The organism is Myxococcus sp. AM010 (genome assembly GCF_013372585.1).
In the GTDB taxonomy this organism is placed as follows: domain Bacteria; phylum Myxococcota; class Myxococcia; order Myxococcales; family Myxococcaceae; genus Myxococcus; species Myxococcus vastator.
In genome coordinates this window covers 27,938-51,896 of record NZ_JABXEO010000054.1, presented here as the reverse complement: position 1 = coordinate 51,896, position 23,959 = coordinate 27,938, and the positions used below count along the sequence as shown (strand labels likewise).

Annotated in this window: 15 protein-coding genes; 5 read left to right on the top strand and 10 right to left on the bottom strand. The window is 69.2% G+C overall.

Annotated elements, in window-relative coordinates; translation table 11 throughout:
• Positions 1-2: 2 nt before the first annotated feature.
• A complete protein-coding gene (dgt, locus tag HV826_RS23255; protein ID WP_176419202.1) occupies positions 3-1,409 on the bottom strand; it encodes a dGTP triphosphohydrolase in 1,407 nt (468 codons plus the stop codon).
• Positions 1,410-1,655: 246 nt separating this feature from the next.
• Here dgt and HV826_RS23250 point away from each other — a divergent pair, with 246 nt between their 5' ends.
• Positions 1,656-2,171, top strand: a complete 516-nt coding sequence (locus HV826_RS23250; protein ID WP_176419201.1) for an OmpA family protein — start codon at positions 1,656-1,658, stop codon at positions 2,169-2,171.
• A 3-nt stretch (positions 2,172-2,174) separates the two neighbouring features.
• Here the strand turns inward: HV826_RS23250 and HV826_RS23245 are convergent, their stop codons facing one another.
• Positions 2,175-3,791 (bottom strand): GMC family oxidoreductase, encoded by a 1,617-nt coding sequence (locus tag HV826_RS23245; RefSeq protein WP_176419200.1) that lies wholly within the window; start codon positions 3,789-3,791, stop codon positions 2,175-2,177.
• Positions 3,792-4,037: 246 nt separating this feature from the next.
• Between HV826_RS23245 and HV826_RS23240 the strand changes: the two genes are divergently transcribed.
• Together HV826_RS23240 and HV826_RS23235 are read left to right on the top strand one after the other, a co-directional pair.
• Entirely contained in the window at positions 4,038-5,258 is a 1,221-nt protein-coding gene (locus HV826_RS23240; protein ID WP_176419199.1) for a M20/M25/M40 family metallo-hydrolase, read from the top strand.
• 111 nt (positions 5,259-5,369) lie between these two features.
• Positions 5,370-7,127, top strand: a complete 1,758-nt coding sequence (locus tag HV826_RS23235) for an ABC transporter ATP-binding protein (RefSeq protein ID WP_176419198.1) — start codon at positions 5,370-5,372, stop codon at positions 7,125-7,127.
• Between the two features lie 3 nt (positions 7,128-7,130).
• Here HV826_RS23235 and HV826_RS23230 read toward each other — a convergent pair whose 3' ends face one another.
• Complete coding sequence (locus tag HV826_RS23230) at positions 7,131-9,554, bottom strand: ABC transporter permease (RefSeq protein ID WP_176419197.1); 2,424 nt, start codon at positions 9,552-9,554, stop codon at positions 7,131-7,133.
• Between the two features lie 272 nt (positions 9,555-9,826).
• Between HV826_RS23230 and HV826_RS23225 the strand changes: the two genes are divergently transcribed.
• Positions 9,827-10,018, top strand: coding sequence for a hypothetical protein (locus HV826_RS23225; RefSeq protein WP_217917400.1), 192 nt, complete (start codon positions 9,827-9,829; stop codon positions 10,016-10,018).
• A 207-nt stretch (positions 10,019-10,225) separates the two neighbouring features.
• Positions 10,226-11,026, top strand: coding sequence for a glycosyltransferase family 9 protein (locus HV826_RS23220; protein WP_255217370.1), 801 nt, complete (start codon positions 10,226-10,228; stop codon positions 11,024-11,026).
• Positions 11,027-11,050: 24 nt separating this feature from the next.
• Here the strand turns inward: HV826_RS23220 and HV826_RS23215 are convergent, their stop codons facing one another.
• The 7 genes from HV826_RS23215 to HV826_RS37400 form a co-directional block, all read right to left on the bottom strand.
• Complete coding sequence (locus tag HV826_RS23215) at positions 11,051-12,556, bottom strand: radical SAM protein (protein ID WP_176419195.1); 1,506 nt, start codon at positions 12,554-12,556, stop codon at positions 11,051-11,053.
• On the bottom strand, positions 12,553-13,974 hold the full coding sequence (locus HV826_RS23210) for an aKG-HExxH-type peptide beta-hydroxylase (RefSeq protein WP_176419194.1): 1,422 nt from the start codon (positions 13,972-13,974) through the stop codon (positions 12,553-12,555). The genes HV826_RS23215 and HV826_RS23210 overlap by 4 nt, the downstream gene beginning before the upstream one ends.
• Positions 13,974-15,671, bottom strand: coding sequence for an MBL fold metallo-hydrolase (locus HV826_RS23205; protein ID WP_176419193.1), 1,698 nt, complete (start codon positions 15,669-15,671; stop codon positions 13,974-13,976). The genes HV826_RS23210 and HV826_RS23205 overlap by 1 nt, the downstream gene beginning before the upstream one ends.
• An 81-nt stretch (positions 15,672-15,752) precedes the next feature.
• Positions 15,753-17,846, bottom strand: a complete 2,094-nt coding sequence (locus tag HV826_RS23200) for a hypothetical protein (protein WP_368670976.1) — start codon at positions 17,844-17,846, stop codon at positions 15,753-15,755.
• Between the two features lie 214 nt (positions 17,847-18,060).
• Complete coding sequence (locus tag HV826_RS23195) at positions 18,061-19,605, bottom strand: DUF1501 domain-containing protein (protein WP_176419192.1); 1,545 nt, start codon at positions 19,603-19,605, stop codon at positions 18,061-18,063.
• 3 nt (positions 19,606-19,608) lie between these two features.
• Positions 19,609-21,282 (bottom strand): DUF1800 family protein, encoded by a 1,674-nt coding sequence (locus tag HV826_RS23190; RefSeq protein WP_176419191.1) that lies wholly within the window; start codon positions 21,280-21,282, stop codon positions 19,609-19,611.
• Positions 21,283-22,761: 1,479 nt separating this feature from the next.
• Positions 22,762-23,925, bottom strand: a complete 1,164-nt coding sequence (locus HV826_RS37400) for a serine/threonine-protein kinase (RefSeq protein WP_368670975.1) — start codon at positions 23,923-23,925, stop codon at positions 22,762-22,764.
• Positions 23,926-23,959: the final 34 nt, after the last annotated feature.

Below are 23,959 nucleotides of genomic sequence, written 5' to 3'. Positions count from 1 at the left end.
AATCATGTCGGCAGCTTGATGCCAGACAGCCGCTGGAACAGCTCCACGGCGAAGCCGTCCGTCATGCCGGAGATGTAGTCCGTCACGCACAGCAGCCGCTGGTACTTCGACAGCCGGGCCACCGCCTCGGTGATGGCCTCATCCCGGGACGCGGGCGCTTCCGCCGTGTCCCGGGCGTGCTCCGGACGCTGGAAGAGGTCCAATGGCAGCAATTGCCGCAGCTTCTTCTCCTCGCGGTTCGGCGTGTCGGTGATGACCGCCATCGCGAACATGTCCAGCAGCCCGCCCAGCGTCTTGAAGCCCGCGCTCTCAATCTGGAGCACGCGCTCGCTCTCATAGCCGCAGCGCCGCGTGAGGTGGCGGATGGCCTTCAACGGCTTCGCCACGTCGTCATACGCAGCGGCCAACGGCGTCTCCCACGTCCCCTCCTCCATCGCCTCCACGTTCTCCAGGAACACCTTCACGCACGCCTGGATGAGCTCGCCAATCGCCCGCGCTCGCGCCTGCGCCAGCCGCGTCTCTGGATGCGACGGCGGTGGGCGCACGGGGCCATTCACCGGCTTCGGCAACACCGCGTCCAGCAACTCACACGCATCCTTGATGGGAATCAGCCCCAGCTTCGCCGAGTCCTCCAGGTCGATGACCGCGTAGCAGATGTCATCCGCCGCCTCGACGAGGAACGCCAGCGGATGGCGAGAGAACACGCCGGGCTCCCGCTCCACCAGCCCCATGGCCTGGTACGCCTCCAGCGCCAGGGCCTCATCGTCCTGGAAGTAACCGAACTTCTTCTCCGATACGCGCGCCTTGTCCCGCGCCCGCCCACCCGGCAGCACCGACGCGCGCGGGTACTTGCTCATGGCCCCCAGCGTCGCCGCCGTGTAGCGCAGGCCCCCCCGCCGCTCCCGCGACTGGAGCCGGTTGAGGATGCGAAACCCCTGCGCATTGCCCTCGAAGGACTCCAGGTCCTTCCACTGCGCCAGCGTCTCGAACGGGCTCGGCTGGCCACCTGGAGGCACCAGTCGCTGTGACACCCAATGCTGGATGGCCGCCTCGCCCGAGTGGCCGAAGGGCGGATTGCCAATGTCATGCGCCAGGCAGGCCGCCGCGACGATGGTGCCCAGATGGGAGGGATTCACCTTCACGTCACGCGCCAGCAACCCGCGCCCCGCGAGCGCGCCCAGCGAGCGCCCGACACACGAAGCCTCGATGCTGTGGGTCAGCCGAGTGCGCGTGTAGTCGCTCGTGGACAGCGGGAACACCTGCGTCTTGTCGTGCAGGCAGCGGAACTCCGCGGAGAAGACGATGCGGTCATAGTCCCGGTCGTAGTCGGTACGCTCGTCCTGGAGCAGCGCGTCCATGTCACTCGGGACCGTCGCCGGCGCCTCCACCTGCTTCTTCTCCGAGCCCACCCGGTAACCTGAAAGAAGCCGCCGCCAACACTCGGTTCGCCTGCTGCTGCTCACGCCTGCCTCGCTGTGCGAAGGGACCCGGGGTGGCATGCTGCTCCCCTCACGCACCGAGGCAAGTTTTACCAGCCGGGCGGACAGGCCCCCGTCAACCCTCCCATGAGACACCGCGCCGCTGGACGAAGGCGCGGCCCCCGGGCAGCCTCCCGCCCGGCGAACACCGCCAAGCCAACGGAGGCGTCCTCACGTATGAAGCTCAAGGCCCTGTGCATCACCGTGTCGCTACTCACCCTTCCCGGCGTGGCCTCCGCCCAGGGAGGGTTCGGCTCCCTCACCAAGGCCGCGGGCAACGCCGGCAAGTCCGCCGTGGAGAAGCGCGTCAACACCAAGCTGATGGACGAGGGCCGGCAGAACCAGTGCAGCTTCAAGACGGGCACCGCCACGCTCGAAGCTGGCTGCGACGCCAAGCTCAAGAAGCTGACCAACGCCCTCGTCGACGCCAAGAAGCAGCTCGTCGCCGCCGGCCTGAAGTCCTACAAGTTCGAGGTCTCCGGCCACACCGACTCCACCGGTGACGCGGCCAAGAACAAGAAGCTCAGCGAGCAGCGCGCGGAGACCATCGTCAAGGAGCTCATCGCGCGCGGCATCCCCCGGAACGAAATCATCGCCGTGGGCTTCGGCTCCGAGAAGCCGCTGGTGAAGCCCGACGACACCGCCGCCAAGAAGGCGAAGAACCGCCGCTACGAGCTCCAGGTCCGGCTGTAGCGCTCAGCTCGCGCGGGTCCCCGCGGCCACGGGCACCGCGGGCGCGTCCACCACATCCCGCGGCGCGGTCCGGGCCGCGGGAATGAAGGTCATCGCGCGCTCGGCCAGCGCTGTAATCGTGAGTGATGGATTGACGCCCGGGTTGGCGGAGATGGCGGAGCCGTCCACCACGTACAACCCCTCATGGCCAAACACGCGGTGCCGCGAGTCGATGACACCCGTCTCCGCCGAGTCACCCATGCAGCAGCCGCCCAGGATGTGCGCCGTCGTCGGGATGCCCAGCAACGTCTCACTGATGATGGTCATCGGATAGCCGTCCAGCTTGTCCGCCACGCGCCGGGCCAGGTCGAAGGCCTCCGGCATGTTGGCGCTCGGCGCCGGGCCCTCCTGGAGCGCCGTGCTCAATCCCAGCCGCCGCGAGCGCTTCATGCGCAGGTGCCCCTCCAGGGTGCGCATGTAGAGCAGAATCATCGTCCGCCGCGCGAAGTCCGGGACGAACCACGCCTTGAGGAAGCGCAGCGGATGCCGGACCAGCAGGCCCACCAGCCGCGCGAAGCGCTGGAGCATCGTGGCGCCAGACACCTGCGGCGCCATCAGCAACCGGAAGAAGCCCGAGCCCGCCGAGTAACGCACCGGCTCCAGGTGGGACTGGGCATCGGTGTGCAGGATGGAGCCGATGGCGATGCCCCGTGACAAATCCTGCTCCTTGCGGCCGCTCACCACCCCCACGAGCGCCTCGGAGTTGGTGCGCACGCCGTCCCCCAGCCGGTCCGACAAACGCGGCAGTCCGTCCGGGCTCGCCTTCAACTTGAGCAGCAGGTCCAGGGTGCCCAGCACGCCCCCCGCGAAGACGACCTGCTTCGCGGTGAAGCGCACCTTCTTCCGGAAGAAGCGCCGCGCCCCCTGGAGCGCTTCGACTTCGTAGCCTCCCTCCGGCAGCGGTCGCACCCAGGTGACTTCGGTGTCCGCGTGCAGCGTGAGGCCGCGCCACTCCGCCAGGTGGAGGTAGTTCTTGTCGAGCGTGTTCTTGGCGTTGAAGCGGCACCCCAGCATGCACCCGCCACACGCGTTGCAGCCCGTCCGGTCCGGTCCCTCACCGTTGAAGTACGGGTCCTTCACGGTGACACCCGGCTCGCCGAAGTAGACGGCCACGGTGGTGGGCTGGAAGTCCGTGCGGCCCAGGTCCGCGCCCACGTCCTGGAGCACCTGGTCTGGCACGGTGCGCAGTGGATTCGGCGTGGCGCCCAGCATCCTCCGCGCGGTGGTGTAGTGCGGCGCCAGCTCCTCCTTCCACGCGGCGAGGTGGCCCCACGAGGTGGCCTGGAAGAAGTCGTCCCGGGGGATGGGGAGCGTGTTGGCGTACACGAGCGAGCCGCCGCCCACGCCCACGCCCGACAGCACGGTGACGTGGCGGAAGAACGTCATCTCGAACAGGCCCCGCCACCCCAGCGTGGGCTTCCAGAACCAGCGCTTCAGCTCCCAGTTCGTCTTCGGGAAGTCCGGGGCGCGCAAGCGCCGCCCCTTCTCCAGCACCACGACGCGGTAGCCCTTCTCGGTCAGCCGCAGCGCGCTGACGCTGCCGCCGAACCCCGAGCCGATGATGAGCCAGTCGCAGTCCATGGCCGTCCTGCCTCCCCTTGGGCACCACTCTACGACAAAGGGATGCGTCAGCCCGGCGCGGAGATTCAGGCGGTGCGGGGAACGAAGCGCCTGCCCGCCCAGCACACCTTCACCCCGGGTCTGTCTTCTTTCCAACACTCCAAGCCACCCGCAGAAAGCCTTTATTTCTCGAAAAGCAGAGGCTCCTCCCCGCAGCCCGACCCCCGTGCTGCAACGCAATGTCGTGCCCCTGGAGGAGCAATGCGGATGAAGACCTGGATGCCGGTCTCGCTGTTGCTGCTGAGTGCCCCGCTGGCCCTTGCCGAGCCGCTCAAGGCAAAGCCAGACGACAAGACTGTCTGGATTGCGATTGGCACGGACGCCATCGCGCCCATGCAGGAGACCTTCGCGGACGAAGGCTGGAGCGTGCCCACCGCCCTCAAGCAGCAGGAGCACGCGGGCGTGTTCCAGCTGAAGGAGTCCCAGCTGTCGCGGCTGGCGGTGATGATGCACGAGAAGTTCGACCGGTGCGCGGGCTTCATCACCTATGAGACGCAGGAGGAGGCCCTGGCGTCCCTGGCGCCCGTGTCCCCCAAGGCGACCCAGAAGGCCGTCAGCTACACCCTGACCAACGCGGCGACCGTGAACTCGCTGATGGGTGCGCTCTCTGCCGCGAACATCCGCACCACCATCGCCGAGCTGTCCGCCTTCCCCACGCGCAGCCAGACGTCGCAAGGGGGCGTGGACGCCGCGGCCATGCTCCTGACGAAGTGGCGGGGCTACGTCACCGGCGCGGGGCGCACGGACGTCACCGTGGCGTACTACCCGCACACGGGCTGGCGGCAGCCCTCGGTCATCCTCACCATCCCCGGCACCACGCTGCCCAACGAGGTCGTCGTGGTGGGCGGCCACCTGGACTCCATCAGCTCCACCAGCGCCGCGCCCGGCGCCGATGACGACGCGTCCGGCATCGCGACGTTCACCGAGGTCATCCGCGCCGCCATGGCCCGCGGCTACCGGCCCCAGCGCACGGTGAAGTTCATGGCCTACGCCGCGGAGGAGACAGGCCTGCGCGGCTCACGTGAAATCGCCCTCTGGCACAAGAACAACAACATCAACGTCGTGGGGGTGATGCAGCTCGACATGACGAACTTCAAGCACCCCAACGCCACCTCGGATGTGGGCATCGTCACCGACAACACCAACTCCGCCCAGAACCAGTTCATCCGAAACCTGATAACGACGTACGTCGGCGTGCCGTTCACCAATACGACGTGCGGCTACGGGTGCTCGGACCACGCCTCCTGGCACAACCAGGGCTTCGCGGCCTCCATCCCCTTCGAGGGGACCGTCGTCCAGAAGAACCCCAACATCCACACCTCGCGGGACACCCTGGCGAACTCCGACACCACCGCCGCGCATGCGCTCAAGTTCTCCAAGATTGCCGCCGCCTACGTCGCCGAGCTGGCCAAGGGCGGCATGCCGTAGCACCTGAAAGCCCAGGGGCCCCGGCGCGAGACATGCTTCGGGGCCCCACACCTGCATCGCCAGTTTTAGCGGGATTACAACTTTGGTCGCATCTGGACTAGCCTGCGCGCAATGGGCTTGATTCAGAATCCACCGCTGAGCCACGTATCCCTTCGTCGCGTCCTGGCACTGGCTCGTCCCGAGTGGAGGCTGCTCTTGCTCGGGACGTGCTTCCTCTTCATCGGGAGCGCGGGAGGCCTGCTCTTTCCACAGGCCATCCGGGTCATCCTTGATGAAGCCTTGACGACCGCCACGATTGACCGGGTGAATGACACCACCCTGTGGATGCTGGGGGTGTGTCTCATCCAGTCGGTGGCCATCGGGCTGCGCTTCGCCTTCTTCAACCTCGCGGGTGAGCGCATTGTCAGCAACCTGCGGGAGCGGCTGTATCGCAGCTTGCTGGAGCAGGAGCTCGCGTTCTTCGACCAGCACCGCACGGGCGGGCTCACCAGCCGGCTGTCCACGGACACCGCCCTCATCCAGGGCGCCGTCAGTACGCACATCGCCATCATGCTCCGCAACGCGACCACGTTGTTTGGCGGGCTGGCGCTGCTGTTCTACACCTCGCCCCGGTTGACGCTCGTCATGCTGGCGGTCGTCCCCCCCGTGACGCTGGGGGCGCTCTTCTACGGCCGCAAGGCCCGGCAGCTCTCACGAGACGCCCAGGCCGCGGTGGCCGAGGCCAATGAAGTCGCCGCCGAGTCCCTCTATGGCATCCAGACGGTCCAGGCCTTCGTCGCCGAAGACGCGGAGCGCCGGAGCTATGGCCGCGCCATCAACAAGGCCCTGGCGCTGGCGCGCACGAGAATCGTCTCCTCGGGCTACTTCATGGGCGGGACGGGCTTCACCGGCCTGGCTTCGACACTGCTCGTCTTCTGGTATGGCACGCACATGGTCGTTTCGGGCGACATCACGGTGGGCGGACTGACCTCCTTCCTGATGTACACGCTGATGGTCGTCATGGCCGTCAGCGCCCTGAGCGAGCTGTGGGCGGAGTTCATGAAGGCCGGCGGCGCCACCGAGCGCGTCTTCGAGCTCATCGACCGCACGCCCGCCATCTCCGTCAGCGGCGGCGAGCGGCCCGCGCACATGGAAGGCCACCTGCGCTTCCGCGACGTCAGCTTCAGCTACCCCACGCGCCGGGACGTGCCTGTCCTCAAGGGCCTGGACCTGGACGTCGCCCCCGGTGAAGTCGTGGCGCTGGTGGGACACTCGGGCGCGGGCAAGTCGACCATCGCCTCGCTGCTGATGCGCTTCTACGACCCGGACCAGGGGGCCCTCCTCGTTGACGGGGCGGACCTGCGAACGCTCGACGTCCGCTGGCTCCGTCAGAACATCGGCATCGTGTCGCAGGAACCCACGCTCTTCTCGGGCAGCATCGCCGACAACATCCGCTACGGCCGCACCGACGCCACCGATGAGGAAGTGGAAGCCGCGGCCCGCATCGCCAACGCCCACGACTTCGTGAGCCGGTTTCCAGAGGGCTACCGCACGCGCGTCGGCGAGCGGGGCATCCAGCTGTCGGGTGGGCAGAAGCAGCGCGTCGCCATTGCCCGCGCGGTCCTCAAGGATCCGCGGCTGCTCATCCTGGACGAGGCCACCAGCGCGCTGGACTCCGAAAGCGAGCACCTGGTCAAGGAGGCGCTGGACCGGCTCATGGTGGGGCGCACCACCCTCATCATCGCCCACCGCCTGTCCACCGTGGCGGGCGTCGACCGCATCTTCGTGCTGGACCAGGGCCGCGTCGTCCAGCACGGAAACCACGAGGCGCTCATCACCCAGGACGGACTCTACAAGCGCCTCGTGGAGCGGCAGTTCATCGCCGCCTGAGCCTCACTGCTCGCGCATGGCCATGCTGGGTGGGACGCGCGCGGCGCGCCAGGCGGGCACATAACCCGCCACCAGCGCCACGAAGAGCAGCACGAAAGCCGTCCCGGCGAAGATGAGCGGGTCCGCGGGGCTGACCTCGAAGAGCAGCTTCGACAGGCCACGCGCCAGGAGCAGCGCCAGCACGGAGCCGATGATGACCCCCAGCCCGGCGAGCCGCAGCGCCTGGCTCAAAATCAACCAGAAGATGCTCACCTCCCGCGCGCCCAGCGCCATGCGCACGCCAATCTCCGTCCGCCGCTGGGTGACGGAGTAGGCCATGATGCCGTAGACGCCCCCTGCGGCCAGCAGCAGCGCCACACCCGCGAAGAGCCCCAGCAGCGCGGCGAGCAGGTGCCGGGAGCCGAACGACTCCGCGATGAGCGCTTCCAAGGGCCGTGGTGACGGCGGTGGTTGCTCGGGGTCCAGCGAGGCCATCCCCTCACGCAAGGACAGCCCCAGCGACGACGCCGCGGTTGCCGCTCCGCCCACCGCCACCATCACCACCATGGCGTCACGCGGGGCCTGGGCCAGCGGCAGGTAGAACTCCGGCACGGAGGAGCGCACCTGCCCGCGCCACAGCGCCCGGACATCGCCCACCACGCCAATGACCTCCCACGGCTCCGCGCCGCCCGCGAAGAAGCGCTTGCCCAGCGGCGACTCACCGGGCCAGAAGCGCCGCGCCAGGGCCGAGTTGATCATCGCGACCCGGGGCGCCTCCTCCACGTCCAACGCGCTGAAGTCGCGCCCCTCGTGCAAGGGGATGCCCATGGTCCGGAAGTAGCCTGGGGAGACGACGCGCTGGCTGGCCTCGGGCAGCTGCCCGGGCGGCGGCTTCGGCTGCCCCGCCGGATAGAGGTTCGAGCTCTGGCTGCGACGGCTGATGGGCGGCAGGCTGGCCGCCGAGACGGCCTGGGCGCCCGGCATGGAGGACAACCGCTCCTGCAGCTCCTGGAAGAAGCGCACCCGGTCGGCATCCGTCGGATACCGGGTCTCCGGCAGCGTCACGTCGAAGTAGAACACGCGCTCGGCGGCGAAGCCCGGTGAGGTCCCCTGCAGCTGGTAGAGGCTGCGGAGCATCAGGCCGGCGCCGACGACCAGCATCAAGGCCAGGGCCACCTCCGCCGTCACCAGGGCCGACCGGATGCTCTTTCGCCCCACCGTGGCGCCCGCCCCCTCCCGCATCGCCTCCAGCGGGTTCTGCCGCGACATCTGGAACGCGGGCGCCAGGCCGAACAGCACCCCGGAGACAGCCGACAGCCCGACACAGAACAGCAGCGCCCCGCCGTCCACCTGGATGGATTGCCACCCGGGCAGGCGCTCCGCCAACCCGGGCGGCAGCAGGGTGGCGATCATGTGCGTGCCCCACAGCGCGCCCAGGACACCCAAGCCTCCTCCCAGGAGCGACAGCAGGACGCTTTCGGTCAGGGCCTGGACCATCAGGCGAGTCGGGCTCGCCCCGAGCGCCCCGCGAATGGCCAGCTCCTTGCGCCGGGCCGCCGCGCGCGCCAGCAGCAGGCTCGCGACATTCGCGCAGCCGATGAGCAACACGAAGCCCACCGCGCCCGCCAGGGTGATGAGCAGCGGCCTCAAGGGCCCCAGATAGGCTTCGCGCACGGACGTCAGCCGCACGGTGCGCTCCGAATCCGTGTCGGGGTACCGTTCGGCCAGCCGCCCCGCGAGCACCCGCAGGGCGTCCTCCGCCATCGCCACGGAGAAGCCAGGCTTGAGGCGGCCCACCACCCGCACCTTCCGGTCCCCGCGTTCGTCCAGCTCCGCCTGCGTCGGCGCGAGCGGCACCCAGGCTTCGGCGCCAGGCGGGAAGTCGAAGCTCTTCGGCATCACGCCCACGACGGTGTAGGGCGCACCATCCAGCGTCACGGACTCACCCAGCACGGAGGGCGCGCCACCAAACCGGCGCCGCCACAACCCGTCCGACAGCACCACCACCGCCTCGCCCCCCACGCGGTCTTCCTCCGCGGAGAACGCCCTGCCCAGCGAGGGCCTCGCCTCCAGCGCGGGGAACAGCGCGGCGCCCACCCGAAACGCCTGAAGCCGCTCCGGCTGCAGCGCGCCGCCCAGGTTCAAGCTCCGCGGGACTATCCCCGCCACGTGCTCGAAAACCGCCGCCTGCTCGGTCCAATCCGCCAGCGTCGCCAGGGACGTCTCGCTCCGCTCGACCCCCGCCTTGGGGAGCGAGTCCCACACCATCACCAGACGCTCCTCGTGCGGAAAACGCATGGGCTGGAGCCAGATGGAGTTGACGACACTGAATATCGTCGTGCTCGCGCCAATCCCCAGCGCCAGCGTCAACACCGCGACCAGGGTGAACGTCGGGCTCTTGAGCAACAGCCTGACGCCGAACCGGATGTCCTGACGAATTGTATCCATGACCCTCTCACGCCACAGCATGCCACGCGGCGTGTGCCCCGGCGACGCGCATCACAACGTAGGTCCGGCAAGGCCCGTGAGAACACCCAAGTCCGTGAAATTTCAAAGCTGGCAGACATTTCGTTAAAACCATGTCTGAGCCTGGACATTCGTTCCAGGTTCGCCGTACTCTTGGAGGTCCGAGCCGCAGGCACCATCTGGCGTCAGGCTCGGCACGTGCGGCGATAAATCCGTGCCACGCGTGTGGTTTGATTCACCCCCTGGAGTCCCTCATGGTTGAGAGCAACATCGTTCTGAAGCCCGAGGTGGTGACGTTCAAGCAGCTGGACCCCGCGAAGGTTGACGCGCTCCGCGGCCAGCTGAGCATGATCCTGGGTCGTGGCGAGTTCCCCATGATGTCCGCGCGTGCGGTCATCAAGGAGCCGCAGGATCACACCAGCCATACGTCTGACGGCTGGTTCTAGCAGGTTGTCTTGACGCAAGGACTCCCCTCCATGCAGCAGGAACTTCGTTCTGCCCAAGCCCCCGTCGTGTTTCACCTGAATGGGATTGGAGACCGACTCCTCGCCCTCCCCGCGCTGCGAGCCCTGAGTCAGCTGTACCCGGGTCAAATCAGACTGGTGGGAGCACCAGGTGATTCAAGCCTGTTCTTTTATCAAGAGCTCGGGCTCATGAAGATTCACGAGGTGCGCGCGACGACGCAGGGCACGGAGCGGAGCATCGACGCGGAGGCGCTCCGGCAGGCCGTTGGGAGCTGCGACTTGTTTCTCTGTTTCAACACCTGGCACGCGGCGGGTGTCTCGGAGCTGCTCGAGGGGTTTCCGGCGACCACTGAGACAGTGGGCCTGTATCGCCGTTACAAGCAATGGGTCCGGGGTGAGGAGACCCAACACGCCTTGGACCGGCTCTTCGCGCTGGCCCAGCGGCTGGTCCCCACCCTGCGGCTGGAGGACTTCGCCCAGGCCCCCGCGCTGACGGCCGAGGCCACCGCGGCGGCCAGGAGCTTTCGCGACAGCGTCCCCGCGGGGGCCCGGCTGCTCGCGCTCCACACGGAGACAGGCTCCCGGAAACAGTGGCCCGTCGCCCGCTACCGCGCCGTGCTGGATGCCTTCCTCGAACGTCACCCCGAATGGCTGGTCCTCAACGTGGACTACGGCGCCACGGAGCTGGAGCCCATGGTCCATGGAGGCCGGGTGCTGGCCGCCCAGGGCGCCTCACTCGACGTGGCCATGGCGCTGCTCGGCGCGTGTGATGGCTTCCTCGGAATCGACTCCTGCATGCTGCACGCGGCGGACTTCTTCCGGCTCCCCTCGGTGGGCCTGTTCGGACCGACGTCTCCCCGCCAGTGGGGGTTCCGGCTCACCCCGGCCTTCCGCGAGCTCACGGGGAACGGGAGCATGGACGACCTCACCGAGGACGCGGTCCTCGGCGCGCTCACGGACCTCGCGGCGGGCCGGCTGCGGCCCGCCTGAGCGGGGCCGCCCCCACCCCGCGCTTCAGCCGCTCTGCACGCTCATCAACGGCGGCGCGGCCTGCGCGGAGGGCTCCGCGGGCAGGCCGTTGGCCATCTCCACCAGGGCGGCGTCCATGCCAGGCATCATCCGCAACAGGGGGATGGGGTCCTCCACGAGCTTGCGCAAGACCCACTCCACGACCGCCAACGTCTGCAGGCACTCCTCGGACGCATGCGGGCGCGGCGTCGCGTCCCCGGTCCGGGCGTAGTCGAGCACCGGCAGCACGCCGCAGTAGGGGTTGAAGGCGCACTCGCGGCACTGCGGGTCGCGATCCCGCAGCGACAGGTTCATGGACCGGAACGTGGCCTTGTCGCGGATGAGCGCGTCGTAGGTCGTCCCCTTGACGTTGCCCAACCCGAACTCCGAGCGCATCGAGCGGGCTTCGTCCGACGGCAGGATTTCGCCGTCATGGTCATAGGTGATGGCCGAGCCGAAGTCCCCGACCGGGTTGCGCCAGTCCACGAAGCCCGTGTCCGTTGTCTGGAGAATCTTGGCCAGGACGACACGCACCACGCGCTCGGAGTAGTTCTCGTTCTCCCGGCGGTTCTTCTCGTAGATGTAGTCGAGCGCGTCCAGGTAGTAGTGGAGGAAGTCCTGGATGTCGAAGGGCAGCTTCTCCTTGCGGGCGTTGCCCAGGGCCTTGAGCTTCAGGATGGCGAGGTCCTTGAAGCCCTCCGCGTGATAGAAGTCGATGGTGCGCTTCAGCTCCTTGGCGTTGGAGGCCCCCACCACGCACAGGGGTGACGCGCTGAGCACCCTGGGAAACCGGTCGCGGAAGTGGTTCAGCCGCTCCATGACCTTGCGGAAGCTGCCCGCCCCGCTCCGCGTGACTCGGAATGAGTCGTGGATGTCCTCGGGACCGTTCAACGAATACGACACGTTGATGCGGTTCTCCATGCAGTACGCGATGTGCTCATCGGTGGCGACCATGAGGTTGCTCACCACGGAGAAGCGGAGCCGCTTGCCCACGGCTTCGTTCTGCCTGCGCGCCTCCGCGACGAAGTACTTCATGCCCTCGAAGTTCAAGAAGGGCTCGCCGCCCTGGAACTCGAAGCCCAGGAAGGGGGCCGGAGAGCCGAGCGCGAAGCGGATGATGGCATCCGCGACGTCTGGCTGCATGTCGAAGTGCTTGGAGTCCGCGGAGATGCTCTCCGGGTTCATGTGGCAGTAGGTGCAGTTGAGGTTGCACCGCTTGGACAGCACGACGATATGGAGCCCCGGCCCCGCGTAGGTCCGGTCATGCCAGCGCTTGAGGTCCTCCAGCACGCGCGAGGAGTTCTGCGCGGTGATGAGGTGGCTGGTCTGCTCGAGCCGCGCGAACAGGGCCTCATCCATGGAGATTTCGTCGAGCTGGGCGTTCTCCGCGCTGGACAGCAGCTGCATGGCGCCCGTCCGGGACAGCCGCACGAAGTGGTCGGGGCCCACCTGCTTCGCGGGGAAGAAGTTGGGCAGCCACTCGTCGCGATAGCGCAACCCTGGAACCCTCATGACGCACCTCCGGCGTGCTGGGAATAGTGGGCCGCGAGCACTGCCGCCTCGCGCCAGTCCATGTATGTCTCTGCGTCATTCACCACGGGGCCGCTGGCGGCCACCCGCGAGAAGTGCTGCTTCATCCATGCCTCGAAGGCCTGGTCCATGTCCGCATCCGCGACCCGCTCGATGAGCGGGTGCTGCTCACTCAGGGCCTGGGCCATCTGCGCCAGGAGCACGCGCCCTTCGGGCGTGGGGCGCTCGAAGTCCATGAGGGTCCGGAAGGAGAGCAGGTTGCAGCGGTGAGATTTGAGCAACTGGAAGCGCCACTCCCGCTGCTTGAACTCGGGCCTGTCCAGCGCCAGCAGCCGGAGCCGGTTCACCGCCAGGAAGGAGTGCAGGCCCAGATGCAAGCCCCGGAGGGGGCGCGGGTCGGTGCGGTAGGCGGAGACGAACTCGGGACGTGCGTCGTCCCACCGCCCGAAGGCGCGCGAGTCGAGCAGCAGGTACATGCGCTCGTGTTGCAGCTCATGGACCAGGTCCTCCGCATGCTCCAGGCCGTGGGCCACGCGCGTGAGGAAGATGGGCGTGCCCGCCCCATAGGAGGACGAGCAACGCACGCTCCGGTTCTCCGGGCCCCCCATGTCGACGAGCGCGGGGAGCAACACGCGGGCCCAGTCGAGCACCTCGGGCCACAGCTCCCCAAGAATGTGGAAGGCCTCCTCCGCGCTGCGCAGCAGGGGCATGGGCCGCCAGGTGCCCGTGCTCCCATCATCCGGGATGCCCGCGCGCTCTCTCCGGCCGGTGATGCCGAGCATCTCGCTGTCGTCCAGCACCGGAACGTTCCACGTCTCGGACCAGGGCAGCGGCTGGAGGCTCACGGGCGCATCGCCCGCCAACGGCAGCGGGATGCGAAGCTGGGGGCCGGCGTGCCCCTCCGCGGAGAGCAGGCACTCCGCGCCAGAGAAGCGCCAAAAGAGGCGCCCCTCGCCGGGGCCGCGCACGTCGAGCCGCTCACCCCGAGGCAGGCAGTAGAGGGTCCGCGGCGTCACGAAGAGGGCTTCGCCGTGGGTGACCTCTCCTCGCAGCCGCTGGACGATGAGCAGCGACGCGAGGTTGCCCAGCAAGCGCTGGGTCAATCCGGGCCCGACGACGGCGGGCCCCAGCAAGCGGCCGAGCAGCACCGTCGTGCTCCAGTGCTCCAGGAACTCACGCGCCAGCGCAGGCGCGCGCTCGACGAGCTCGAACGCCTCGGAGAGGAGGGACTGGAGCTCCGCGGCACAGTCCCCCAGCTTCCCGAGCCGCTCCGGCTGCTGGAGCCAGCCCATGAGCAAGTCGAGCTGCCCCATCTGCTGCGCCCGCAGCAGCTCCCGCGCCGAGGCTTCCGCGTCGGGGGACAACGGCGTCGGGAAGGTGAAGGCCTCTTGGAATTGCATCAGTGACTCCAGTCGAGCACCAACGGCGACTCGTGCGTCAGGTGGGACAGGAACGTGAAGAGGGCCGACCGGACGTCGTCTTGAGGCAGGGAGAGGGCCGCGCTCACGTCGCCGACCATCTCGGCGACCGTGCGTCCGTCACATTGCTCCAGCAGGAGCGACTCGAGCGTCGACAGCGGCTGGTAGCGGATGCCCCCCGGGCTCGCGTAACAGAGCACCTCGGACGTCTCCGGCGACAGCGGGCGCGCGTCCAGCAGCCGCGCCAACTCCTGAGTGACGCGCAGGTGGTAGGGCCCCAACACCGGGCGGCGCTGGAGGAGGCTGTCACGAAGCACGGACAGGTGGCTCGAGCGAAGCGCCTCGGTGCGCTCGTCCCGGCGGACCAGCTCCTTCATCCGGCGGGACATGCACTGAAGGTGGAACAGACCCCGGTCCATCCACTGGCAGGCCGCCAGGTCCTCCCGCAGCGGCGCCGCGAGCGCTGGCTCGCCTTGGAGCAGGGCCTCGACAGCGGCGAAGTAACCAGCGTCCATGTCGGCGGGCTCCGCAATCTTCGACGGGAGGAGCGAGACCAGCCGCGCCGCGAGCTCGAAGGCCCTGGCCTCCACGAGGCAGCGGAGCGTCCGGGGCACCAGGACCGCCGCGGGGGTCTTGTTGACGGACGACTGGCAACGCTCCAGCAGGTAGCGCAGGTCGCGAGTGGAGGCGCGCACCACCTCCCGGATGGCCTCGAACGGCTCCAGCCACCGCGCGAGGTCGTTGTTGTCTCCCCATCCCCAACGCTGAATGGGCTTGCTCGGGTGATAGCCCGTGAAGAAGGTCGTCAGCAGGGCCTGAGGACGCTGCGGCCCCCGCGCCGGCTCGAAGCGACGGCCGGGCTGCAGCAGCGAGCAGCGCTCCAGGTCGTGCTTGTCGTAGACGAGCCGGTACGGGGGCTTCCAGGGCAGGAGCACGGAGTCATGCGCGCGCGTCACCGCGGCGGCCATCCAATGCGCCCGGTCGACCGGATAGCGCTCCAGGCGGTCTTCCCGCGGCCGCCCCGCCATGGACAGCGTGCCCCCACAGGTCGCGATCCGCGCGGGCTTCAACCAGTCGCAGAACGCGAGCGCGCCCACGGCGTCCATCTGATTCCAGAAGCCCTGCCACTGGACCGAGGCCCCCGTGGGAACGAAGGCGACATCAATCCGGCCCCGGAAGGCCTCCAGCGCTTCGCGAGTCCGGGGCGAATCCGTCACGTCCACCGCGTCCAGCGCCAGCACCTCCGGCGTCTCCACCAGCAGGGCACATTGCTCCTCGCCCTCCCCGGAACACTGCGCGGGCAGGATGTGGATACGCACGTCCTGGGCCAGCTCGACGACGTCCCCCTCCAGGAAGGGGTGGAGATTGCGGAAGCCCAGCGCCGTGAGAATCGCGCGAGCGCTCGACTCGGGCGCCGCGCCCGGCTTCGGCTTGTCGAGGAAGTAGAGCGCGACGTCCTCGCGCAGCCCCAACAGGCTGGGGGGATGGAGATGGTCGTCGTGCGCGTGGGAGAAGAAGACCGCGTCCACCGACGACAGGTCATCGAAGAACCACGCGGGGCACGCGGGCTGCCGGAACTCCAGCTCCCGCAGCACGAGCACCGGATCGATGAGAACCCTCAGAGGACCGCGGTGAATGACAAAAGAAGTGTGGCCCAGGTGCTCGATAAAAGTCTGCACAGCATGCCTGTTCTGAATATTCAGAATTCAACGTATCAACTCACATCCCCGAGCGTCAATCCATGCCCCGGGAATGATGGCTCAGCGTGGGCTGAGGAGCTCGGACGTACGGTGCGTGGCCAGATAGGCCTTGGCTTCAATCAGCGGAGCCCCCGTCAAGCCCAGCTTGACGTGCGCGAGCCGCTTATCGAAGACGCTCTCCCGCACGGCCGCGCCGTCGGGCAGGCTGACTTGCGTCCGCCCGGGCCAGGCAAGCAGCGCGTCACGCCGTGAGGGCGCGCAGAGCCCCCGCTTCACGAGCTCGTCGAGCAGCAATTGCCACCGGGGCTCCTCGGCGGGCTGCGCACGCCCTTGAAACGAGCATTCAAGCCCCAGCGTCGGCAACAACCGGGGCGCCAGGTCCAGGTTGAGCATGAAGCGATTGACGCCGAGCGGGAGGACCCACGCGAGGGTGTCCCGAAGCTGCTGGAAGTCCCCTGGCCACGCCACGGCCTCCAGGTAGGCCACGATGCGCTCTGGCGGCACGTTCTTGAGCGTGAAGCGCAGGTTCTTGCTGCGCCGCGACATCATCACACAGGCCGCATAGAGGTGGGCGCCAGGAGGCAGCGCCTCGATGCAGACGTCCATCTCCCGCTGGAGCTCCGGCGTGAGCGGCGCCTCGTCCCCACGCAAGAGCGGGAGCCCCGCGTGGAGCGTCGCGCGGTAGGTGTCCGACTTCCGTCGATGCAGCGCTTCGTTGATGGCGACGGGCTGGTCCCGCGTGCAGAGAAACACGATGGGCAGCGGCGGCGAGGCGACTGGCGCATCCAGGTCGAACTCCAGCCAGAACGCGTCGACCTCCCTGTCGAGCAGCCCGCCCGGCTCGGACCACCCTCGCGCGAAGTCGCGAATGCGCCGCCACTCGGGCGCGGCGAACAATGGCGCTGGGAGCTCGGCGTGGGGATGCCTGCCAGCAAGCAGCGCCTGTCCGTCGTGTTTGATGCCCAGGATGAAGTCCACCCGCGGCGCCCCGTCCAGCAGCCGGACCTCGAAGCCCCCATCGCCCTCCAGCGCCGCCGGCAGCCATTCACCCAGCTCGCGCAGGCGGGCCCGCGACTCGGGAGCAAACAACGCGGGCGGATAGTCATCATCGAAGGCGGCCAGCGTCTCCTTCCAGGTGCCCGGCCGGGACGGGAGCGCACCGGGGAGGAAGTTGTCGGTCCGGTCCGCCGCGATGCGGGCGATTCGGAGGTAACGGACGAGCGCTTCGACACACAGCGCCGCCGATGCTTCCAGCGAGCCATGGACGACGTCCCCGGCCTCGTACAGCGGGGCCACCGGCCAGAGGCCTTCCTCGCTCTGCCCGCTCAGCAGCAGGGACGCCATGGAGTCCAACGTCCGCTCGAAGAGGTTGACGTCCGTAGGCCGCCCCAGGTTCATCAGGGCGCTCATGGCGAGTGCGACATTCACCGCTCCCCGCACCTCCCCCTTCTCCCAGAGCGAAATGAGCTCATCCCGAAGGGGGACCGCGAGCTGCCAGTGGTCACCCGCGCGTCGAACCCAGCGCGTCAGCAGGTAGCCCAACAGGAGCGGAGAGGCCTCGGCAGCGGGCGGACCGCGCACGCACGACAGGAGCCCCCGGGTACGGAGTTGCTCGGCGACAAACGCGGCACGGCCCGGAAGCGACCGCCCTTCGTGCGCCGCCAGGAGCAGGAGGTCCGCGTGGGTGACGACGTCCACGTCAGGAGGGACACCCTCGCTGGAGACAGCTCCCGGCTCGCGCCCTGTCTGGCCATGCCCTCGCGCCGCGTCGCGGGCCAGGAGCGCATCGAGCGCCGAGGACGGCTCCAGCGGGATGTTCCATTGCGTCAAGGCCACCAGCGCCCGGGCCGACTCCCCCGCCCCCGGCAGCTTCAACTCAGGGGAGAAGCGCCAGCAGCCCGTCGCATCACGGCTGGAGCGCAGCCGCCGCACACAGGCCTCCACCTGCGCACGCCCATGGGCCTCACACTCGGCCAACGCGAGGAGGGCCAACGTCGCCGCCGCCGGGGAGTCTACCGGATGAACACCCGCGCCCGTGGCGGCCAGCAGCTCCGCGCCGGGAAGCTGTTCCAGTGCGGCGACCGCCGCGCCAATCGCGCCCTCCAGCATCTGTGCCGTGGGCCGGATCGGCGCTCCTGGAATCTGAACAGACACGGGCTTCCTCCGAGCGACGCTGGCGAATGAACGCAAAGCGTGCCCGAGCGTGAAGCGCAGGGCAATCACCTCTCCATGTAAACGGATGAAATCAATTTAGACCCCCACTCCGTGTAAACATGGCGAACTGATACACTCGCGGCGCCACCTCCTCCACCCGGCAGCGAAGGGCCGAAGCCCCGGCGCGAGACACGCACCGGGGCTCCCGGCGGGACTACGCGTCCGCCAGCATGAACGCGATGCGATTCGAGCGCGCGGAGGAGGGGAAGCCGCCCGCCGTCGCCGCGGTGATGTAGCCGGCGAGGTTGGGGAACACGTACTCGCGCTCGGCGGCGGTCGACAGGCCCAGCCAGTGCGCCAGCGAATGGGCGTACTGGTCCACCGACAGGGTGGGAATCCAGCGGCCCCGCGAGTCCGTGGTGTCCAGGTTGTTCACGCCGTTGGCGGCCAGGTCCAGGTCCGGGTACGTGCCGTAGAGTCGGCCGCCCTGGACGCGCTCCCCAATGACAATGGCGTGGCCGCCCCAGGCGTGGTCCGTGCCCCTATCCGAGTTCTCCACCAGCGTCCGGCTGAAGTCGCTCATGGTGAAGAGCGTGGCCTGCGGTGGGGCGGCGCCAAACGCCCCCGACGCGCGCAGCAACGCCAACGCCTGGTAGAAGGCGTCCAGCGCGAAGTCGAGCTGGGTGAGCAGCGCGTTGTGCGTGGGCAACTGTCCCACGTGTGTGTCGAAGCCGCCCAGGCCCACCGAGAACTCCTGGCGCCTCAGGCCCAGGCCTCCCTGGGCCGTGGCCGTCGCCCCCGCGACGAGGTCCCGCAGCACCTGGTAGAGCTGCGTGTGCAGCGTCCAGTTGGTGATGCCGGTGGGCGGGACGAACAGCGCGTCGATGGCGACACGCGTGGCCGCCGGGAGCGCGAGCCACGCCGCCTCTCGCGCCTCGGCGCGGGCCGTGGCGAAGGTCTGCGCCTGCGTGAAGATGCCGCCGTAGGAGGCCTCCAGCGTGACGCCGTTCGTGTGCTCCATCACGTCGGCGAGCGCCTGCGTCTGGAGCGCGTTGAAGTCGGCGTCGGACGTCTGGCGGAACGCGAGCGTGCCGCTGGGCGACACCATCATCGGCTGGCGCACGGCCCCCGCGGCGAACAGCGGCTTGCCTCCGAAGGAGACCACCTCTGGATACCCGCCCGGGTTGAGGCCATGGAGCTTGTCCGCCGTCCGCCCGCCCCACCCCGTCGTCTTGCCGACCAGCTCGAAGGGCACCGGCGCGGTGGAGGGATTGGCGATGGCGCTGGCCCACGCGTCCTGCTGGTCGCTGTGGGAGTACAGGTTGTCAGGCCGGGCGGTGGCGCCGCTGGTGTAGTCCGCCTTGCGCATGGGGACCACCAGCGGCCCCACGTTGCACACGAGCGCGGCGCGCTGCTGGCCGAACAGCGCCTGCACCTTCTTGAGCGCGGGGTGCAGCCCGTAGGCGTTGGCGGCCTGCCCCGCCGGGCTGATGGGCAGCAGGTCCGCCAGGGGGATGCCGATGTTCGGCCGCGCCGCGCTGTACTGCGCATAGGGCGTGGCGCCGCGCGGCACCAGGAGGTTGTTGGCGTCATTGCCTCCCAGCAGGAACACGCTGACGGCGGCGCGGTAGCCCGCGTAACCGCCGAGGGTGGCGGCTTCGGCCTCGCCCACCAGCCAGCGCGGCAGCGCGGACGACGCGGCGAGCAGGCCCAGTCCGCTGGACGTACCACGAAGGAACTGTCGTCTCGAGAAGGACATGGGCTACCTCTGGACCTGGAACTCGGGGGAGAGCGACGTGAGATAGACGGCCAGCTTCCGCTTGCGCGTCGAGTTCCCCACGCGTGAATCGGTGATGGCGTTGAAGACGGTGAGCTGGAGGTCCGAGGACATCGTGTGGTGGAGCCAGTAGCGGCCCAGCCACACCGTCAGGTCATTCGAGTCGGCCGGGAGCGCGCTCACGTCCACCAGGACGCCCGCGTTGGCCGGCGCGGTCGAAAACAGCAGCTCATGCACGAAGTTGGCGCGCGCCGTGACGGTGGCCGTGTCGAGGATGGCGAACTCGGGGCCGAGCAGGCCGTTGCCCCCAGGCACAGGCGCGTTGGGTGGGTAGTAGCTGAAGACGGACGGCGGACGGGGCACGGACTGGCCCATGGCGCTGCTCCAGGAAGCCAGCTTCGCGCCCGGGTCCTTGGTGCCGCCCACCGTGTCCAGCGTGCCGTTGAGCCAGCGAACCAGGGTGGTGACGAACAGCGCCGGCGGGCGCAGGTGGCCGTAGCTGGCGTACTGCGCCAGCGGGACCTGCGGACCGCGCGCGTCGACGTCCTCCAGAATCGCGCGGACCACGGCGCGCAAGTCGCCCCGGACGCCGCTGCCGTTGTCCTTGAAGACGTTCACCACGCGCCGGACATAGGCCGGACGCGGGTTGCTGGTGACCAGGTGCTGGATGAGCTGCTTGCAGATGAACGGCGGCACGTTCGGGTCCGCGAAGACGTTGTCCAGCGCCTGCTTCAGGTGCGCCGCCGCGCCCCCGCCGGCCGTGGTGGACACGCCGCGCAGCAGCACGCGTGACGTCGAGTCGTGATTCACGTTGCAGCCAATCATCTTCTGCGCGTAGCTGGCCGGGTTCGAGCGCCCCACCGTCGGGCAGCCGGTGTCGCTGGCATACGTCCACCCGGAGAGCGCATGGGCGAAGGCCTGGACGTGCGCCTCCGTGTACGCGGGAATCGGCGCGCCCTGCGCGTCCACCTTCTCCGTGCCGTCATCGTTGAGCTTGTGGAGGCCCAGCGTGAAGAGCTGGAGCATCTCCCGCGCGTAGTTCTCGTTGGGCGCGACGGGCTCGCCGTTCGTCTTGAAGGCCTTGTTGTTCGCCATGTCCAGGTACGTGCCCATGGCGGGGTCCAGCGTCATCGCCTCCAGCAGCGTGCGGAAGTTGCCGAAGGCATTCGTGGACAGCCGGTTGAGATAGCCGGCCATGGCCAGCTTCGGCTCCGACTCCGGCGTGGACATCAGGTTGGGGATGCCCGACTGCGAGACGACGAAAATCTGGCTCAGCGCGAACGCCACGCGCTGCCGCAGCTGGTCACTCCCCTGGATGGCGTTCGTGAAGAACTGGGAGCCGATGTCCCGCGTCCCCAGCGCGCCGCTGTAGGTGGAGCGGGGGGCGCTGAGCTGCGCGCTGATGGCGTCGGTGATGCCCTGCGCCACCACATACTCCACCGAGTCGATGGGCAGGGGGCTCGCTCCGGCCGCGAGCTTCGGTCCGAAGGTGGCCTGTTCGAGGAAGCGGACGGCATTCGCCTCGGAGGGAGTGTCCAGTGGCTCGGCGGCCTGCGACTGCTGGCCGAGCACTTCGCTCTCCACGACCTCCGGGGGACTGTCTTCCGGTGCGCACGCGGTCGCGCACACGGCGATGGCTAGGGTGAGGCGTCGAATCATGGGGGACGTTCTCCTGGCGAGGCGGCGGCTTCGGGCAGCACGGACAAGCGCCTCACCGAGAACAGACATAACAAATAAGGCAGACTAAGCGCAAAATGCAGCTTTAGCCGGCCTTGCGCGGGATTGGCCGTTCAACGTGCGCGCGGCGTCATGGGGCGCCTCACGCGGACCAGATGGCCTCCACGCGGGAGCGCACCTTGCGCCGCGCCTCCGCGAACCCGGGCTGCGCGCGCAGGGGCGCCAGCGCCGGGCAGCGGTCCATCCACTCCAGGTCGATGAGCGCCAGGTCCGCCGCCTGCTGGAGATAACGCATCGCCTCGGCGGACGCGCCCCGGAGGCACATCAGCTCCGCCGCGAGCTGACACACCATCGACGCGAAGCGCGAGTTCACCTGCCAGGTGAGCATGCCGTCCAGGCTGGCCCCCGTCTCCGCCACCGTCAGCTCACCCAGCGCCGCCGAGCAATAGGTGGCCACGTGGGAGGCCATGTGGTTCGGGTCTTCGAACAGCGCGGCCCGGCACTGGCGGAGGTCGTCCAGGTCGCCCTTCCAGGCCGCGACACGCATGCGGAGGATGAGGACCACCATGCCGAACAGGGGCTGACTGCTCAGGCGAGCCATGCACCACTGATAGGTCGCCTCGTCGCCGCGCAGGGCGCTGCAACGCGCCACTTCGACCAGGCAGATGGCCATGCCCGGCTCCAGCGCATAGGCCAGCTTCAAGCGCGGCATGCCTTCGTCCGCGCGGCCGGCCTCACACTGGAGATTGCCGAGGAGCTGGAGCGCGGGCGCGAACGTGGGGGCCGCATCGAGCGCCGTGCGCAAGGCCACCACCGCGTCCCGCCACCGGCCTTCCCGGGTGGCCAGGATGGCCTGTGCCAGCCTCGTCTCCACGAGCTCCGGCGCCAACTGCCGGGCACGCTCCAGGCTCGTCCGCGCCAGGGCCTCCCAGTCGACCTCGTCCGCCATGGTGCGGAGGAAGCCCGCCCGGAGCGTCGCCACCGCATGCTGCGCCGCCGCGTGCGAGAAGCCAGGCACCGAGTCGCGAAGCTGTTCGAGCGGCGTGATGACCTCCTCCTTCAGCTCCCGCGTCATCGAGTGCGCGAGCATCCGGGAGACCACCTGCCGGTAGAGGGCCAGGGCCTCCGCGGGCACCGTGGCGCGGTAGGCCAGGATGGCCAGCTCGCCGCGCAGGGCCTCCGCCAGCCGCTGTCCCAGCCGGTCCTGGAGCTGGAACGGGTCGTCATCCGCGTCGTCGAAGCGGCCGCTCCATAGTTGCGTGCCCGACGCGCCCTCCACCACCCGGAGCGTCACGCGCACCGACTTGCCGGCGGCCTGGAGCGTCCCATCCACCAGCAGCTCCACGCCCAGCTCCCGCGCCGCGGCGCGCGGGTCCCGCTCCTGCCGGAACCGCTCCGTGGCCCCGCTGCTCTGCACCCGGAGGCCGCGCGTCCTGGACAGCACATCGATGAGCGCCTCCGTCACGCCGTCGCCCAGGAACGCCTGGTCCGAAGCGCCCAGGAAGCGCAGCGGAAGCACCGCCAACGACTGCTCGCCCGGGCGCAACGGCGTCCGGGAGGCCAGCGCGCCCGAGGACACCGCGTCATGGCCGAAGCCGCCAGGCCGCGGCGTGGACGTGCCGTGAGCGCCCACCCCGGAGGCCCCCTGTCGCCGCCCGCGGCGGGTCCTCTCGTCCCGAGGTGCGCGCCATGGGCATGTTCGGGCTCGATGGGTTCGCCGACGGAGCCGAGCCACTGCCTCAGCGCCTCCGCCACACAGGCCGCGTCCCGCGGACGTCCGGAGGGCTCACGCGACAAGCACGCGAGCACCAGCTCCGCCAGCGCATCCGGCACCGCCGCCAGCAGGCGCGGGTCGGGCGGCGGCTGCCTCAAGCGGGCCACGGCCACGGCCATGGGCGAATCACCGGCGAACGGAGGCGCGCCGGTGAGCAACTGATAGAGCACCAGGCCCGTGGCGTAGAGGTCGGCGCGCGCGTCCACCTCGCCGCTCTCCAGCTGCTCGGGCGCCATGTACATGGGCGTGCCCACCAGGCCCTGCGTGCGCGAGGCCCCCTCGCCCGCCATGGCCCGGGCGATGCCGAAGTCGGTGAGCACCACGCGGCCACGGGCCTCCACCAGCACGTTGGCCGGCTTCAGGTCCCGGTGCACGACGCCCGCGGCGTGCGCCGCCGCCAGGCCCTCACAGAGCGCCAGGACCAGCCGCGCCGCCCGCGCGGGAGGCACCGCGTGCTCGCGCTCCATCAGCGACTGCAGGCTCTCCCCCTCCACGTACTCCATGGTCAGGTAGAGGCGGCCGGAGTGCTCGCCCAGGTCGAAGGTCCGCGCCACGTGCCGGTGGGTGATGCGCCGGGCCAAGCGGACCTCGCGGCGGAAGCGCTCCAGCCACTCCGGCGCCGGCGAAGCGCCCAGCTCCAAAAGCTTCAACGCCACCACGTCGCCCACCAGCGTGTCTCGCGCCCGGTACACCGCGCCCATTCCACCGCGCCCGGCCAGCTCCTCCAGGAGGTAGCGCCCGGCGAACAGCGCGCGCTCCGTCACGTCGGTGATGGCGGGACGCGGGAGCGGCGACAGCACCGTCGCATCGGTCCCCTCGGGTGGCGAACTCCGGTCTTTCTCCTCGGACACGGCGCGGAATCTACCCTGCCGGGAGTCGAGGCGC